The sequence below is a fragment of the Rugamonas violacea genome (assembly GCF_016461825.1).
Classification (GTDB): domain Bacteria; phylum Pseudomonadota; class Gammaproteobacteria; order Burkholderiales; family Burkholderiaceae_D; genus Rugamonas.
In genome coordinates this window covers 1-13,218 of the sequence record NZ_JAEMNU010000169.1, presented here as the reverse complement: position 1 = coordinate 13,218, position 13,218 = coordinate 1, and the positions used below count along the sequence as shown (strand labels likewise).

Genomic DNA, 13,218 nt, shown 5'->3' with positions numbered 1-13,218 from the left:
CGCGCGGTCTGATCCGCGCGTCGCCCCGTATTATGCCTGTGAGCCGGCAAGTGGGAAGATCAAATTACTTGTAGACGATGTCGGCGCGACGGTTTTGCGCCCATGCTTCTTCGTTGCTGCCGGTGGCTTTTGGCTTTTCTTTGCCCAGCGAGACGGCTTCGACTTGCGATTCCGGCACGCCCAGGGTGGTCATCGCCTTGCGCACGGCTTCGGCGCGTTTCTGGCCCAGGGCCAGGTTGTATTCGGCGCCGCCGCGTTCGTCGGTGTTGCCTTGGATCAGGATCGAGCGGGCCTTGTTTTTGCCCAGGTATTGCGAGTGGTTCTCGACCACTGGCTTGCCGTCTTCACGCACGACGTATTTGTCGAAGTCGAAGTAGACGCTGCGGTTGGCCAGCACGCCTTTTGGATCGTCGAGCGGATCGATCGATTTGGTTTCGACCGGGGCGACGGTGCGGGTGTCGGCCACCGGGGCGGCTTTTTCCGGCGCGCGCTCGACCACTGGTGCCGGCTCGGCCAGTTTGACTGGGGTGCTGCAAGCCGACAGGACGGCTGCGGTGGTGATGATGAAGGCTAAGCTGCTTACTTTACGCATGTTGACTCTCCTGGTTGTGAACGAAAAATGTTACTGCATGAAAGGACCCCAGGTGGGCTCCTTGATATTGCCCGCCTGAGTGGTCAGACGTTGCTTGACGCGGCCATCGACCGACACCACGGCCAGCGATTTGCGGCGGCCCGACTCGGTGGCGTACAGGATGTACTTGCCGTTGGGCGAAAAACTGGGCGACTCGTCGCTGGTGGTGTCGGACAGGCGCTGCTCCTGGCCGCTGGCCAGGTCGAGCGCGAACAATTGGAAGGCGCCGCCGTCGCGGCGCGAAATGAAGGCCAGGGTCTTGCCGTCCGAGCTGATGCGCGGGCTGATGTTGTAGCTGCCGCCGAAGGTGACGCGCTTGGCGTCGCCGCCGCCGGCGTTCATGCGGTAGATCTGCGGGCCGCCGCTGCGGTCGCTGGTGAAGTAGATGCTCTGACCGTCGGCCGACCATTGCGGCTCGGTGTCGATGCCGTTGCTGTTGCTGGCGCGGCGCAGGCCGCTGCCGTCGGCGTTGACGGTGTAGACCTGGGTGTGGCCGTCCTTGGACAGGGCGACGGCCAGCTTGGCGCCGTCGGGCGACCACGACGGCGCCGAGTTCGAGCCCTTCTCGTTGGCCACCACGGTGCGGGCGCGGGTGATCAGGTTCTGCACGTAGACCACCGGCTTTTTCTGCTCGAAGGAGACGTAGGCGACCTTGGTGCCGTCCGGCGACCAGGACGGCGAGATGATCGGCTCGTTCGAGCGCAGCGCCACTTGCACGCCTTCGCCGTCGGCGTCGGCCACTTCCAGGCGGTAGCTGCGGCCTTCCTGGGTGACGTAGGCGATGCGGGTCGAGAAGGCGCCGCGCACGCCGGTCAGCTTGAGGTAGATGTCGTCGGCGATGCGGTGGGCCGACAGGCGGGTGAATTGCGGCGCCAGCGATTGGTCGAGCTGGGACAGCTTGCCGGCCTTGATGGTGTCGAGCAGCTTGTAGCGCACGTCGTAGCGGCCGTCGGCCAGCGCCTGCACGCTGCCGACCACCAGGGCGTCGGCGCCGCGCGATTTCCAGGCGCCGTAGTCGATGTTGTTGACGTCGCCGATGGTGCCGGCGTCGATGATCTTGAAGGCGCCGCTGCGCTCCAGGTCGGCCTTGATGATGGCCGAGATCTGCGCCGGCGCCATCGACTCGTCGGCGAAGGCGGCGACGGCGACGGGGATCTGGTTGCTGCCGACGCCGGAGATCTCGATGCGCATCTGCGCCTGGGCGCCGCCGGCGGCGATCGCCAGGCCGGCGTAGATGATGTAGTGGTTCAGTTTGTTCATGGTAGCCATTAATGCAAATCCTTCATGTTAAAGACGGCGTCAAATTCACGTTCGACCGTGCCGTCCTTCTTCTTGGGCAACGGGGATGATTTGAAGATCGCATTTTCAATCGCACTATCATAAGCGGCCACGCCGCTGCTCTTCGTCTTGCGTACCGAGATGACCTCGCCGGTGGGCAACTGGGTGATCTTGAAGGTCGCGCCCAGCGAGTCGTCGCTGCCGCTGTAGACCAGGTTGCCCTTGATCTTGCCACGGATGGCCGCCTCGTAGCTGCCGTCCGAACGCGGGCCGGTCGACTTGGCCGCCGTGCCGCTGGTGCCGGCGCCGACCGCGCCGGTCAGGCGGCTCATTTCGGCGGCGCGCAGTTTCTCGGCGACCTTCTCGGAGGCCTTGTCGGACTTGGTCTTGGCCAGCTTGTCGGCCGCCTTCTTGTCCTTCTCGGCTTGCTCCTTCTTGTCCTTTTCGGCCTGTTCCTTCTTCAGCTTTTCATCCTTGAGCTTTTGCTCGGCGGCCTTCTTGTCGGCCAGCTCCTTGGCCTTGTGCTTGGCCAGCTTGTCCTCGGCCTCCTGCTTCAGGCGCTCCTGTTTCAGTTCTTCCTGCTTTTCCTTGATCGCCTTCAGCTTGGCCTTCTGGCGTTCAAGCGCGATGTCCGGCTCCTTCGGCGTCGGCGGTGTTGCCACCGGCGGCGCGACAGGCGGCGGTTTGACGGCCGGGGTCGGTTCCGGCTCGGGTTCCGGCTGCGCCTCGGGCGCCGGCGCCGGCGGCGGGGCGGCGCTTTGCACCTTCATGTCCCACACCTCGGCCTCGACGGCGACCGGCTGGTTGCTCTGCCAATGCACGCCGACCCACAGGAAGAACACCAGACCGGCGTGCATGGCCGAGGCCAGCGCAATGGCGCGCCAGCCGTCGTGTTCGCGCGGCACCTTGTAGGGGCCGCCTGAGGTCGCGGGATTCATCGTCTGCACTGGTTCTATCGCCTTACTTGGTGGCCAGGCCAACCCGGTTGATGCCCATCTTTTTCGACTCGGAGATCAACTGGATCACGTCGTCGTACTTGCTTTCCTTGTCGCCGGCGATCAGCACCGGGTATTCGGGATGGCCTTCGTGCAGCACGCGCAGCTTGCGCAGCAGGGCGTCGCGGTTGGGCGCCGTCTCCGGCGCCTCCTGCTCCTTGCCCTGCACGCCGATCGACAGCGCGCCGTTCGGCTTGAGCACGATCTGGATGTAGTCGTCGGGCGGACGGGTGGTTTTCTCGGCGTTGGGCAGGTCGACCACGCTCGGGTTGTTGGACGAGGGCATGACCATGAAGATGATGAGCAGCACCAGCATCACGTCGATGTAGGGCACGACGTTGATCTCGGACTTGAACTTGCGGCCGCGACCGCCGCGCATGCTGCTGGAGAAGGAGGATGCCATGATCTCGCTGCCTTATTAACGCGACTGCCGTTGCAGGATGTTGGAGAACTCTTCGACGAAGCTCTCGAAACGGATCGCCAGGCGGTCGATGTCGTGGGCGAAGCGGTTGTAGGCGACCACGGCCGGGATGGCGGCGAACAGGCCGATGGCGGTGGCGATCAGCGCTTCGGCGATGCCCGGCGCGACGGCGGCCAGGGTGGCTTGCTGCACGTTGGCCAGGCCGCGGAAGGCGTTCATGATGCCCCAGACGGTGCCGAGCAGGCCGATGTAGGGCGACACCGAGCCGACCGAGGCGAGGAAGGCCAGGTGCGATTCGAGCACGTCCATTTCGCGCTGGAAGGCGGCGCGCATGGCGCGGCGGGCGCCGTCGAGCACGGCGCCGACGTCGAGCGCGTCGCGGCTGCCGTAGGAGGCCTTGCCCTTGATGAACTCACCCATGCCGGCCTCGAAGATGCGGGCCAGCGCGCCGTTGTGGGCGCGGTCCTTGCCGGCGCTCTGGTGCAGCGCGTGCAGGTTGCCGCCGGCCCAGAAATTCTTTTCGAACTCGATGGTCTGGCGGCGCGCCGCGCGCACCGCGAACATCTTGCGGAAGATATAGGTCCAGCTGGTCAGCGAAATGCCGAGCAGCAGCGCCATGATCAATTGCACGATCAGGTGGGCGTTGGTGATGAGGGACAGGAAGGACAGGTCTTGGGTGACGTTCATGGGATATCAGTCAGGTGTGCTTATGGTGTGGGGGCCGGATCAGGCGACGACGTCGACCATCTTGGCCGCCACCGCAGGGGGAACCGCGCGCGGGCGCAGCGCCGAGTCGACGCAACCGACTTTGACGCGCGCGGTGTTGAGCAAGACGTCGCCGCACCAGGCTTGTTGCACGAACAGGATGGAGGCGCGACCCAGTTTTTCGATTTTCAGGGTTAATTTTAGTACATCGTCGAGCCGGGCTGGCGCGTGATAGTCGGCGTTGACGTTTTTGACCACAAACATGGCGTCGTGCTCCCGCAGCAAGGCGTGCTGGCCGACGTCGATCGCGCGCAGCCATTCGGTGCGGGCGCGTTCGAAGAATTTCAGGTAATTTGCATAATAGACAATACCGCCGGCGTCGGTGTCTTCATAGTAGACACGGACATTCCAGGTGAACTCTGCAGACATGTTTTATTCACTACTAGTGAGATTGAGCAACATTTTACGCCAGTTTGTCATAATCGATGAAGATTCGACGGCTAAATTCCTGCAAGTGCCGAAAATTCCGAGGTTTCTTCATGAATGGCGCTTAAAGTTGTAGCCCGAGCAGTAAAGCTGATCGTCGGCAAATTGCCAAGCCCTGTAACAACCGCTTACGTTTTGCTTCATTTCTGAAATGTCTGCCGGCGCCGGCGCCAAGCGCCGCCTGGAATGAGCTTGGCGGCGGTTCGCGTTGTTTGGCGTTGTTTGCCGGCGCGATGGCGGCCGGTTCGCGTTGTCGCGGCGGCGCCTAGGCGCGCTTGATGGTGAACGGCGAGAAGCCCTGGCAGGTCGGCATGATCTCGATGTTGTTGATGTTGATGTGGGGCGGCAGCGTGGCGATCCAGTAGGCGGTGTTGGCGATGTCCTCGGCGGTCAGCGGGGTGGTGCCCTCGTAGACCTTGGCGGCGGCCTCGTCGTTGCCCTTGAAGCGGACGTTGGAGAACTCGGTGCCGCCGCACAGGCCGGGCGCCAGGTTGGTGGCGCGCACGCCGGTGCCGACCAGGTCGGCGCGCAGGTTCAGCGTGAACTGCTCGACGAAGGCCTTGGTGGCGCCGTAGACGTTGCCGCCCGGGTAGGGGTAGCTGCCGGCGGTCGAACCCAGGTTGATCACGGTGCCCGAGCCGCGCGCCACCATGGCCGGCAGCAGGGCGCGGGTCATCGCCACCAGGCCGCCGCAGTTGGTGGCGATCATGGTGTCCCAGTCTTCCAGCGAGGCTTCGTGGGCGGGCGCGGTGCCCAGCGCCAGCCCGGCGTTGTTGATCAGCACGTCGATGTCGCGCCACTCGGCCGGCAGGGCGTCGAGGGCGGCGCGGATGGCCGCCTTGTCGGTGACGTCGAGCTCGACGGCGTGGGCCGCCTCGCCCAGTTCGGCGGCCAGCGTTTGCAGGCGGTCGGCGCGGCGGCCGCTGATGACGACGCGGTGGCCGTGGCCGACGAAGGTGCGGGCCATGGCGGCGCCGAAGCCGGCGCTGGCGCCCGTGATGAAGACGATCATGGTGTTTCCTTGTGCGTGGGTGGAAGGTTGCACAAAATTGTAATCGAAAGCGGCATGCGGGCAGGGGGATTACTTTTTGCTCGGCCGACGCGGCGCGCCGCTGGCTTATTCGAAGGGCCGGACGCGGCTGCGGGAGGCAAAGCGCAGGACGATGACTATGGCGCCGAGCAACAGGATCAGCCAGGCGGAGGGCTGCCGCTGGGCGGTCGGCGCCGCTGCCGAGGGGGCGGTCGGCGCGCCGGCTTCGCGTTGGCGCGACGTTGCCGTCGGCGCATCGGCCTGCGCCAGGGTGATGTCCGGCCGCAGTTGTTGCGCGGCGGCCCGCTGGTCAATATTGACTTGTTTGCGGTCGAGGTGGGCTGCGCTGCCGGTGGCAACCGTCTGTGCCGCGCCGGTTGCGGTGGCGGCGAGCAGGGTCAGTGCCAAGGCGGCGTGTAGGAACGGGGAGCGCTGCAAACTATATCCTTTTGGTTGAAATGCCGGTTTCGCTTGTTGGATAAAATAGAATCCATTGTTTGTTTTGTATTAATGGCATGTTGCAATCATATTCGCCGAGTTGCCTTGTTGATTATCTTGTTGCAATAAATATATTCGCAATGTGTTTTAATCACGCTTCGATATCCATTTGGCTAGTCGGTGGGCAGCCAGGCTTGCATTTGGCCGCCAAGTCAGCATCCATGCGGTCTGCGGACATCGCCATCGGTGTATTTGGTTGCATTGGGGAAATTCTATCATGGAATTTATTTCCCCATGGAAATAATATCAGATATGAATATATTGCTTCTGATTTATCGCGGTTAATCCGTCCGCGTTAAAGTGCTTATTCAATGCGCCGTGCAGCGCTCTGTTTGGCGCGATGGGAACGGAGAATATGGCGCCGGCGGAGTAAATGCCGGCGGTGGCTTGCCGCGCGATGGCCGCCGCCGGCCAAGGCCGGGCGGGCAGCGGCCGACCGGCCATTTCCTTGCTCAAAACAAGCACTTACCTTACAATTTGGCTTCCATTACGTCTCACGTAACTGGCGAAAAGCCGAGCGGCTCCCCATTTTGGTGCGGGGGCCGGCGCTCGGCGAAAGGTGGACATCCACCGGGGAACGTGAGATTTCAATAGCCGTTCGCCTGGGCAGCCACCGATGGAATTGCACGAAGAGGCTGCCTTTCCGCTATCGGCTTCCCTCATTCGATCCAACCTGCCTGCAACAAGTTATTCATCTCACTTGGAGTTTTTTTATGTTCGCAAAAGATCACACCCTCGCCAACGTTGACCCGGAATTGTTCGGCGCCATCCAGAAAGAAAACACCCGCCAGCACGATCACATCGAGCTGATCGCGTCGGAGAACTACACCTCGCCGGCCGTGATGGAAGCGCAGGGCTCGCAACTGACCAACAAGTACGCCGAAGGCTACCCGGGCAAACGCTATTACGGCGGCTGCGAGTACGTCGACGTCGTCGAGCAACTGGCGATCGACCGTGTCAAGCAACTGTTCGGCGCGGAAGCGGCCAACGTGCAGCCGAACTCGGGCTCGCAAGCCAACCAGGGCGTCTTCTTCGCCGTGTTGAAACCGGGCGACACCATCATGGGCATGTCGCTGGCCGAAGGCGGTCACCTGACCCACGGCATGCCGCTGAACATGTCCGGCAAGTGGTTCAATGTGGTTTCCTACGGCCTGACCGAAGCGGAAGACATCGACTACGTCGCCATGGAAGCGCTGGCCAAGGAACACAAGCCGAAACTGATCATCGCCGGCGCCTCGGCGTTCTCGAAAAAGATCGACTTCGAGCGCTTCGCCGCCGTGGCCAAGGCCGTCGGCGCCTACTTCATGGTCGACATGGCCCACTACGCCGGCCTGATCGCCGCCGGCCTGTACCCGAACCCGGTGCCGCACGCCGACTTCGTCACCTCGACCACGCACAAATCGCTGCGCGGTCCGCGCGGCGGCATCATCCTGATGAAGGCCGAGTTCGAGAAGGTCATCAACTCGGCGATCTTCCCCGGCATCCAGGGCGGTCCGCTGATGCATGTGATCGCCGGCAAGGCCGTCGCCTTCAAGGAAGCGCTGCAGCCTGAATTCAAGGCTTACCAGCAACAAGTGGTGATCAATGCCGACGTGCTGGCCAAGACCCTGATCAAGCGCGGCCTGCGCATTGTTTCCGGCGGCACCGAGTCGCACGTGATGCTGGTCGATCTGCGCGCCAAGAATTTGACCGGCAAGGAAGCCGAAGCGATTCTGGGTTCGGCCCACATCACCACCAACAAGAACGGCATTCCGAACGATCCGCAAAAACCATTCGTCACCTCGGGCATCCGCCTGGGCAGCCCGGCGATGACGACGCGCGGTTTCAAGGAAGCGGAAGCGGAGGAAGTGGGCAATCTGATCGCCGATGTGCTGGACAATCCGCACGACGCCGCCACCATCGAGCGCGTCAAAGCGGCTGTCAAGGTGCTGGCCGACAAGTACCCGGTCTACGCCGCCTAAGCATTGCGTTAGTCCGGTAGTAGGGCGCCGGCCACGGCCGGCGCCTGTTTCAGATGTTTAATGCACGTAGTACCCGCCACCATGAAATGTCCGTTCTGTCAGCATGAAGAAACCCAGGTCCTCGATACCCGCGTATCGGAGGAGGGCGACGCCATTCGCCGGCGCCGGCGTTGCGGCAAATGTGATAAACGATTTACCACCTACGAGCGGATCGAACTTGTGATGCCCTTCGTGGTCAAAAAGAACGGCAGCCGTACCGAGTACGCCGCGGCCAAGTTGCGCGGCAGTTTGATGCTGGCCTTGCGCAAGCGGCCCGTTGCGGCCGCCTCTGTCGACACGGCGATCCAGTCGATCGAAGAAAAATTGCTCACCAGCGGCAAGCGCGAGGTCGATTCCGGCTATATCGGCGAGCTGGTGATGCAGGAGCTCAAGCGGCTCGACAACGTCGCCTACATCCGCTTCGCCTCCGTCTACAAAAATTTCGAGGACTTGGCCGAGTTTCAGGACGCCATCGCCGAGGTCGGGCAAGAGCGCAAGCCGCGCAAGCCCTGAAGCGGCCTCGGCCGCAGTTAACTCGCCATCCTCCCACCACCCTGTCGCTGCGCCCCGCGCGCGCTTGACACACCGCATATCCCCACCGTCGCACACTGTTAAGGTCGTTCTCAGTTCCTGCTGAGATGTGGAGGTGTGTGATGCGCGCTCGCGCCGCCGGTTTCGCCATGCTTGAAGTGCTGGTCGCCATTTTGTTGCTGGCGCTCGGCGTGCTCGGTGGCGCCGCCATGCAGTTGACGGCGCTGCGCACGCGCCACCAGTCGGCGCTGTTGTCGCGGGCGATGCAATTGGCCGCCGGCCTGGCCGAACAGATGCGCGCCAATCCGGCGCAGATGCGTTTGCCCGACGGCAGCAATCCCTATCTTTCCCTGCGCTACGACGCGCTGGCCGAGCCGAGTCCGGCGCCGCCGGCGGCCTTGTGTTTCGGCGCCGGCGCCCGCTGCGACAGCGCCGAGCTGGCCTGGTTCGACCTCTATCAATTGAAGTGGCTGGTGAGCCAGGGCTTGCCCGGCGGCCGCGCCGTGGTCTGCCGCGACCGTGCCGTCTGGCAGGGCGGCCGGCTGCGCTGGCAGTGCGACGGCGGCGCCGACGCGCCGCTGGTGGTCAAGGTCGGCTGGCAACACAAGAATCCCGACGGCAGTGCGCAGCGCGACGCGGGCGGCCAGTTCGCGCCCGGCGTGGCGCTGGCGGTGGGAGTGGCGCCGTGAGCGCGCCGCGTTTCTTGGCGCGGCGCCAGGACGGGCTGACGCTGGTGGAGATCATGGTGTCGTTGTTGATCGGCATGGTGGTGGTGTTGGTGGCCAGCGCCTTGTTGGTGGGCGCCAACGGCGACTACCTGCACCACAGCGAGAGCATGCGGCTGAACGACGGCGGCCGCTACGCGCTCGACATCGCCGGCCAGGCGGTGCGCCAGGCCGGCTACGTCAACTGGGACGGCGCGACGGCGCCGCTGTTGTTCGGCGCCGAGGTCGGGGCCGGCGTGGCCGGACTCGACGCGCGCAGCCTGAGCCGGGGCGGCGACGGCGTCGAGGCGCCGCTGCCCGGCGCGGTCAACGGCAGCGATGTATTGGCTTTGCGCTACGGCGGCTCGGGTGCGGGCGGCAACGGCGACGGCTCGGTGCTCAACTGCGCCGGTTTCGGCGTCGCCGGCGTCGCCGCGCCCGCGTCGCCGGCGCCGCCTGGCTGGAGCATCTTCTATGTCGCCCTCGGCACGGACGGCGAGGCCGAACTGCGCTGCAAATACCGCAGCGCCAACGGCTGGGGCGCCGACGCCATCGTGCGCGGCGTCGACTCGTTCCAAGTGCTGTACGGCATCGACACCGACACGCCGGCCGACGGCGCACCCAACGTCTATGTCAACGCGACGGCGCTGGCGGCGCTGGACGACGCGCTGGCGCTGCTTGGCGCCAACGCCGCCGAGCGGGCGCGTGACAAGCTGCGCAAGACCTGGTGGAAGCGGGTGCGCAGCATCAAGATCGGTTTGCTGCTGCACGGCGACATCGGTTCGCGGCCGCAGGCGCCGCTCGCCAGTTACGAGCTGTTCGGGCGCGATTACAGCGACGCCCATGGCGGCGACAGCGGGGTGCGCGTGAACGAGGCGGATCTGGCGCCCGCGCTGCGCCAGCGCGCGCGGCAGCAGTTCTCCACCACGGTGTTCCTGCGCAACGGGAGCGGTTAGCATGCGGCCGGCGCGTTGGGGGCGGCAGCGCGGCGTCGCCTTGCTGGTCACGGTGCTGATGCTGATCGCCGTGGTGTTGGTGGGCGCGTCGGCGGCGCGGCTGGCCTTGCAGGGGGAGAAAGCGGCGCGCGGGGATCGCGATCGGCAGATCGCATTTGAGGCGGCGGAGGAGGGCTTGATGGATGCGGAACGAGATATCGAAAGCGGTCTGTTCACTGCGCGCAGCGTGTTGTTCCTGGCCGGCAGCGCGCTCGGCTTCGACGACGGCTGCGGCGACGGTCGGGGCGACAATCTGGGCCTGTGCGCAAACGCGGCGGACGCGGCGGCGCCGGCCTGGCAGCGCGTCGATCTGGCCGGCGACGCGGCCGGGGCGCGCTCGGTCGAGTACGGCAGCTTCACCGGCGCCGGCATGCGCACCGGCGAGGGCGCGCTGCCGTTCAAGCGGCCGCGCTATGTGATCGAGCGTTTGCCTTATCACCGGCCGGGCGAGGAGGCGGGGGCGGCGCCGGCCTATGTCTACCGCGTGACGGCGATCGGCTTCGGCGCGCGCCTGGGCACCGAGGTGGTGCTGCAAAGCGTGTATCGCAAGCTGGACTGAGGGGAACGGATATGACAGCGTGTAGATGCTGGTTGGCCCGCAGGCGTTGCGCTGCTTGGCGTGTGGCAGTGCTGTGGCCGGCGTTGGCGCCGAGTTATGGCTTGGCCGCACCGCCGTTGCTGGCGATCTCCGCCGAGCCGTTGACGGCCGGCTGCGCGCTCGCCGGCGCCGCCGCGCAGGCGCCCATGCACGGCGCGGCGGTGGCGCCGGCCTTGGTCGGTGGCGACATCTTCCAAGCCGATCTCCAGCCGAGCGACTGGAGCGGGCACGTCTTGCGTTACGGTTTGACCTTGGATGCCGGCGGCGCGGCGGCCGGCGCGCCGAAATGGGATGCGGGCGAGATCCTCACGGGCGCGCCGGGCCGGTTGGCGCGGCCGGAGCCGGCGCGGCGCAACATCCACACCGCCATCGCGCGATCTGACGGCACGCTCGATTCCGTTCCTTTCGAATGGGCCGCGCTGTCCTCGGCGCAACGCGCGGCGTTGAACCAGGCGCCTGCGCTGAATCAAGCCGGCTCGCTGAACCTGGCGGCATCGGCGGGCGCCGCACCCGCCGCGCCGGCCGCCACTGCGGAGGTCGCAGCAACGCAACGCAGCGATGGCCTCGGTGAACAGCGGCTGGCCTTTCTGCGCGGCGACAGAACACTGGAGGGCGGCGTGTTCCGGCGGCGCGGCAGCGTGCTGGGCGATTCGGTGCACGCCACGCCGGTGTATGTCGGCGCCGCGTCGGCCGGGGTGGGCGGCGCCGATTATGCCGCGTTCCATAGTCGCAGCCTGGCGCGCCGTGGCGTGCTCTACCTCGGCGCCAACGACGGCATGCTGCACGCTTTCGACGCGGCCGACGGCGTCGAGTTGTACGCCTACGTGCCGCAGGCCGTGTTCGCCGCGCTGAACCAGCTGAGCAGTCCGCGGTATGTTCACCGCGCCTATGTGGACGGGCCGGCGGCGGCCGGCGAGGCGCTGCTGGCCGGCCGGTGGAAGAGCGTGCTGGTGTCGGGTTTGGGCGGCGGCGGTCAAGGCGTGTTCGCGCTGGATGTCAGCGATCCCGAGAGGCTGGGGGCGGACACTTTGCTGTGGGAGTTCGGCGACGCTGACGACCCGGCGATGGGCAACGTGGTCGGTGTGCCGCAGATCGCCAGGCTGCGCGTGCGGACGGTGCAGGGCGTGGCCGAGTTGCGCCACTTCGCCGTGGTCGCCAGCGGCCTCAACAACTACGCCGACGACGGCCACCGCACGGCGGCGGGCGAGGGCGCCCTGTTCCTGCTGGCGCTGGACAAGCCGCGCGGCACGCCGTGGCGGCGCAACGTCAATTACTACCGGCTGAACACGCCGGTCGCCGACCCCGCGTTGGCCAACGCGCTAGGGCCGCCCGCGCTGGCGGCCGACGCCGACGGCGCGCTGCGCTACGCCTATGCCGGCGATCTGCAGGGCAATCTGTGGCGCTTCGATTTTTCCGCCGGCGCGCCATGGAGCGGCGCGGTCGGCCCCGGCGCCGGCCGCACGCCGCTATTCGTCGCGCGCGACGCCGCCGGCGAGCGCCAGCCGATCAGCCAGCAGCCCAGGCTGGCTTTCGCCAGCGGCGGCGGCTACCTGGTGCTGTTCGGCACCGGCCGGCTCATCGAGCAGGCCGACCGCCTGCCGTCTCGCTATGCCCAGCAGTCCTGGTACGCCATCGTCGACAAGCTGGCGCAGCCGGCCGAGGTGGTCGCCGGCCGCCGCGACTTGACCCAGCGCGTGGCCATCGCACTGCCGGCCGCCGCCGGCAACGGCAGCGGCGGCGGCGGCAACGGCAACGGCAACGGCGCGGGTGGCGATTATGCGTTCGCCGGCGCGCCGCTGGCGCCCGACAGCAAGGGCTGGTACATCGATTTTCCGCAATCGGCCGGGACGGGCGAGCGCAGTCTGCTCGGCGCGGTGCTGGCCGGCGGCAGCCTGTTTTTCGACACCTTGCTGCCGTCGCGCGATCCCTGCGCCGCCGCGCTCTCGCGCAGCTACGCGCTCGACGTGCTCGACGGCGTCGCCGCCGCCACTGGCCGGCCGCAGCCGGACTATGCGCCCGCCGCGCCCTTGCTGCGGCAAACGGCCGTGGTCAACGGCGCGCGTACCGCCGGCGGACAGGTCGCGCAGCGCAAGAGCGTCGCCATCGTCCGCTTTCGCGCCGACCCGGCCACGCCGTTGGCGCAGGCCGGCAGCGTCAGCCTGAGCGCGCCGGCCGGCCGCCTGAGCTGGCGCGAGGTGGCGAACTGGCGCGAACTGCACGACGCGACGCGGCCGTGAGCGGCAAGCGTTTTCAAACAAGGACGCAACCATATTAAGGGCACCTCGAAAAACCGTCATTCCGCATCGGCGGACCGCCGCGCAGGCGGGAATCTATACCCCGCATGTC

Annotated in this window: 15 protein-coding genes and 1 riboswitch; of the genes, 6 read left to right on the top strand and 9 right to left on the bottom strand. The window is 66.1% G+C overall.

Features of this window, described 5'->3' with window-relative positions; translation table 11 throughout:
• Window positions 1-64: 64 nt before the first annotated feature.
• The 9 genes from pal to H7U20_RS29795 form a co-directional block, all read right to left on the bottom strand.
• Window positions 65-592 (bottom strand): peptidoglycan-associated lipoprotein Pal, encoded by a 528-nt coding sequence (gene pal, locus H7U20_RS29835; protein WP_199762766.1) that lies wholly within the window; start codon window positions 590-592, stop codon window positions 65-67.
• Window positions 593-622: 30 nt separating this feature from the next.
• The gene (gene tolB, locus H7U20_RS29830) at window positions 623-1,891 is read right to left on the bottom strand and encodes a Tol-Pal system beta propeller repeat protein TolB (RefSeq protein ID WP_370593299.1); all 1,269 of its coding nucleotides are present in this window, start codon (window positions 1,889-1,891) and stop codon (window positions 623-625) included.
• An 8-nt stretch (window positions 1,892-1,899) separates the two neighbouring features.
• A complete protein-coding gene (gene tolA / locus H7U20_RS29825; RefSeq protein WP_199762764.1) occupies window positions 1,900-2,847 on the bottom strand; it encodes a cell envelope integrity protein TolA in 948 nt (315 codons plus the stop codon).
• A 22-nt stretch (window positions 2,848-2,869) separates the two neighbouring features.
• Window positions 2,870-3,307 carry an ExbD/TolR family protein gene (locus tag H7U20_RS29820; protein WP_093390942.1) on the bottom strand — a complete coding sequence of 146 codons (438 nt, stop codon included), beginning with the start codon at window positions 3,305-3,307 and terminating at the stop codon, window positions 2,870-2,872.
• Between the two features lie 15 nt (window positions 3,308-3,322).
• Window positions 3,323-4,012 (bottom strand): protein TolQ, encoded by a 690-nt coding sequence (tolQ, locus tag H7U20_RS29815; protein ID WP_199762763.1) that lies wholly within the window; start codon window positions 4,010-4,012, stop codon window positions 3,323-3,325.
• Between the two features lie 39 nt (window positions 4,013-4,051).
• Complete coding sequence (gene ybgC, locus H7U20_RS29810) at window positions 4,052-4,459, bottom strand: tol-pal system-associated acyl-CoA thioesterase (protein WP_199762762.1); 408 nt, start codon at window positions 4,457-4,459, stop codon at window positions 4,052-4,054.
• Window positions 4,460-4,781: 322 nt separating this feature from the next.
• A complete protein-coding gene (locus H7U20_RS29805; protein ID WP_199762761.1) occupies window positions 4,782-5,528 on the bottom strand; it encodes an SDR family oxidoreductase in 747 nt (248 codons plus the stop codon).
• A gap of 105 nt (window positions 5,529-5,633) precedes the next feature.
• Window positions 5,634-5,954, bottom strand: a complete 321-nt coding sequence (locus H7U20_RS29800; RefSeq protein ID WP_199762760.1) for a hypothetical protein — start codon at window positions 5,952-5,954, stop codon at window positions 5,634-5,636.
• 336 nt (window positions 5,955-6,290) lie between these two features.
• On the bottom strand, window positions 6,291-6,500 hold the full coding sequence (locus H7U20_RS29795; protein ID WP_199762759.1) for a hypothetical protein: 210 nt from the start codon (window positions 6,498-6,500) through the stop codon (window positions 6,291-6,293).
• 32 nt (window positions 6,501-6,532) lie between these two features.
• A riboswitch (ZMP/ZTP riboswitch) is annotated at window positions 6,533-6,659 on the top strand.
• 98 nt (window positions 6,660-6,757) lie between these two features.
• On the opposite strand from H7U20_RS29795, the gene glyA reads away from it, so the two are divergent.
• From glyA to H7U20_RS29765, 6 genes are all read left to right on the top strand, one after another.
• Window positions 6,758-8,005 (top strand): serine hydroxymethyltransferase, encoded by a 1,248-nt coding sequence (gene glyA / locus H7U20_RS29790; RefSeq protein WP_199762758.1) that lies wholly within the window; start codon window positions 6,758-6,760, stop codon window positions 8,003-8,005.
• 81 nt (window positions 8,006-8,086) lie between these two features.
• Window positions 8,087-8,557, top strand: a complete 471-nt coding sequence (gene nrdR, locus H7U20_RS29785) for a transcriptional regulator NrdR (RefSeq protein ID WP_093388331.1) — start codon at window positions 8,087-8,089, stop codon at window positions 8,555-8,557.
• A 140-nt stretch (window positions 8,558-8,697) separates the two neighbouring features.
• Complete coding sequence (pilV, locus tag H7U20_RS29780; protein ID WP_199762757.1) at window positions 8,698-9,264, top strand: type IV pilus modification protein PilV; 567 nt, start codon at window positions 8,698-8,700, stop codon at window positions 9,262-9,264.
• On the top strand, window positions 9,261-10,235 hold the full coding sequence (locus H7U20_RS29775) for a PilW family protein (RefSeq protein ID WP_370593298.1): 975 nt from the start codon (window positions 9,261-9,263) through the stop codon (window positions 10,233-10,235). The genes pilV and H7U20_RS29775 overlap by 4 nt, the downstream gene beginning before the upstream one ends.
• Before the next feature lies 1 nt (window position 10,236).
• Window positions 10,237-10,833 carry a pilus assembly PilX family protein gene (locus H7U20_RS29770; RefSeq protein WP_199762756.1) on the top strand — a complete coding sequence of 199 codons (597 nt, stop codon included), beginning with the start codon at window positions 10,237-10,239 and terminating at the stop codon, window positions 10,831-10,833.
• A gap of 101 nt (window positions 10,834-10,934) precedes the next feature.
• Entirely contained in the window at window positions 10,935-13,109 is a 2,175-nt protein-coding gene (locus tag H7U20_RS29765) for a pilus assembly protein (RefSeq protein WP_233411189.1), read from the top strand.
• Window positions 13,110-13,218 lie beyond the last annotated feature (109 nt).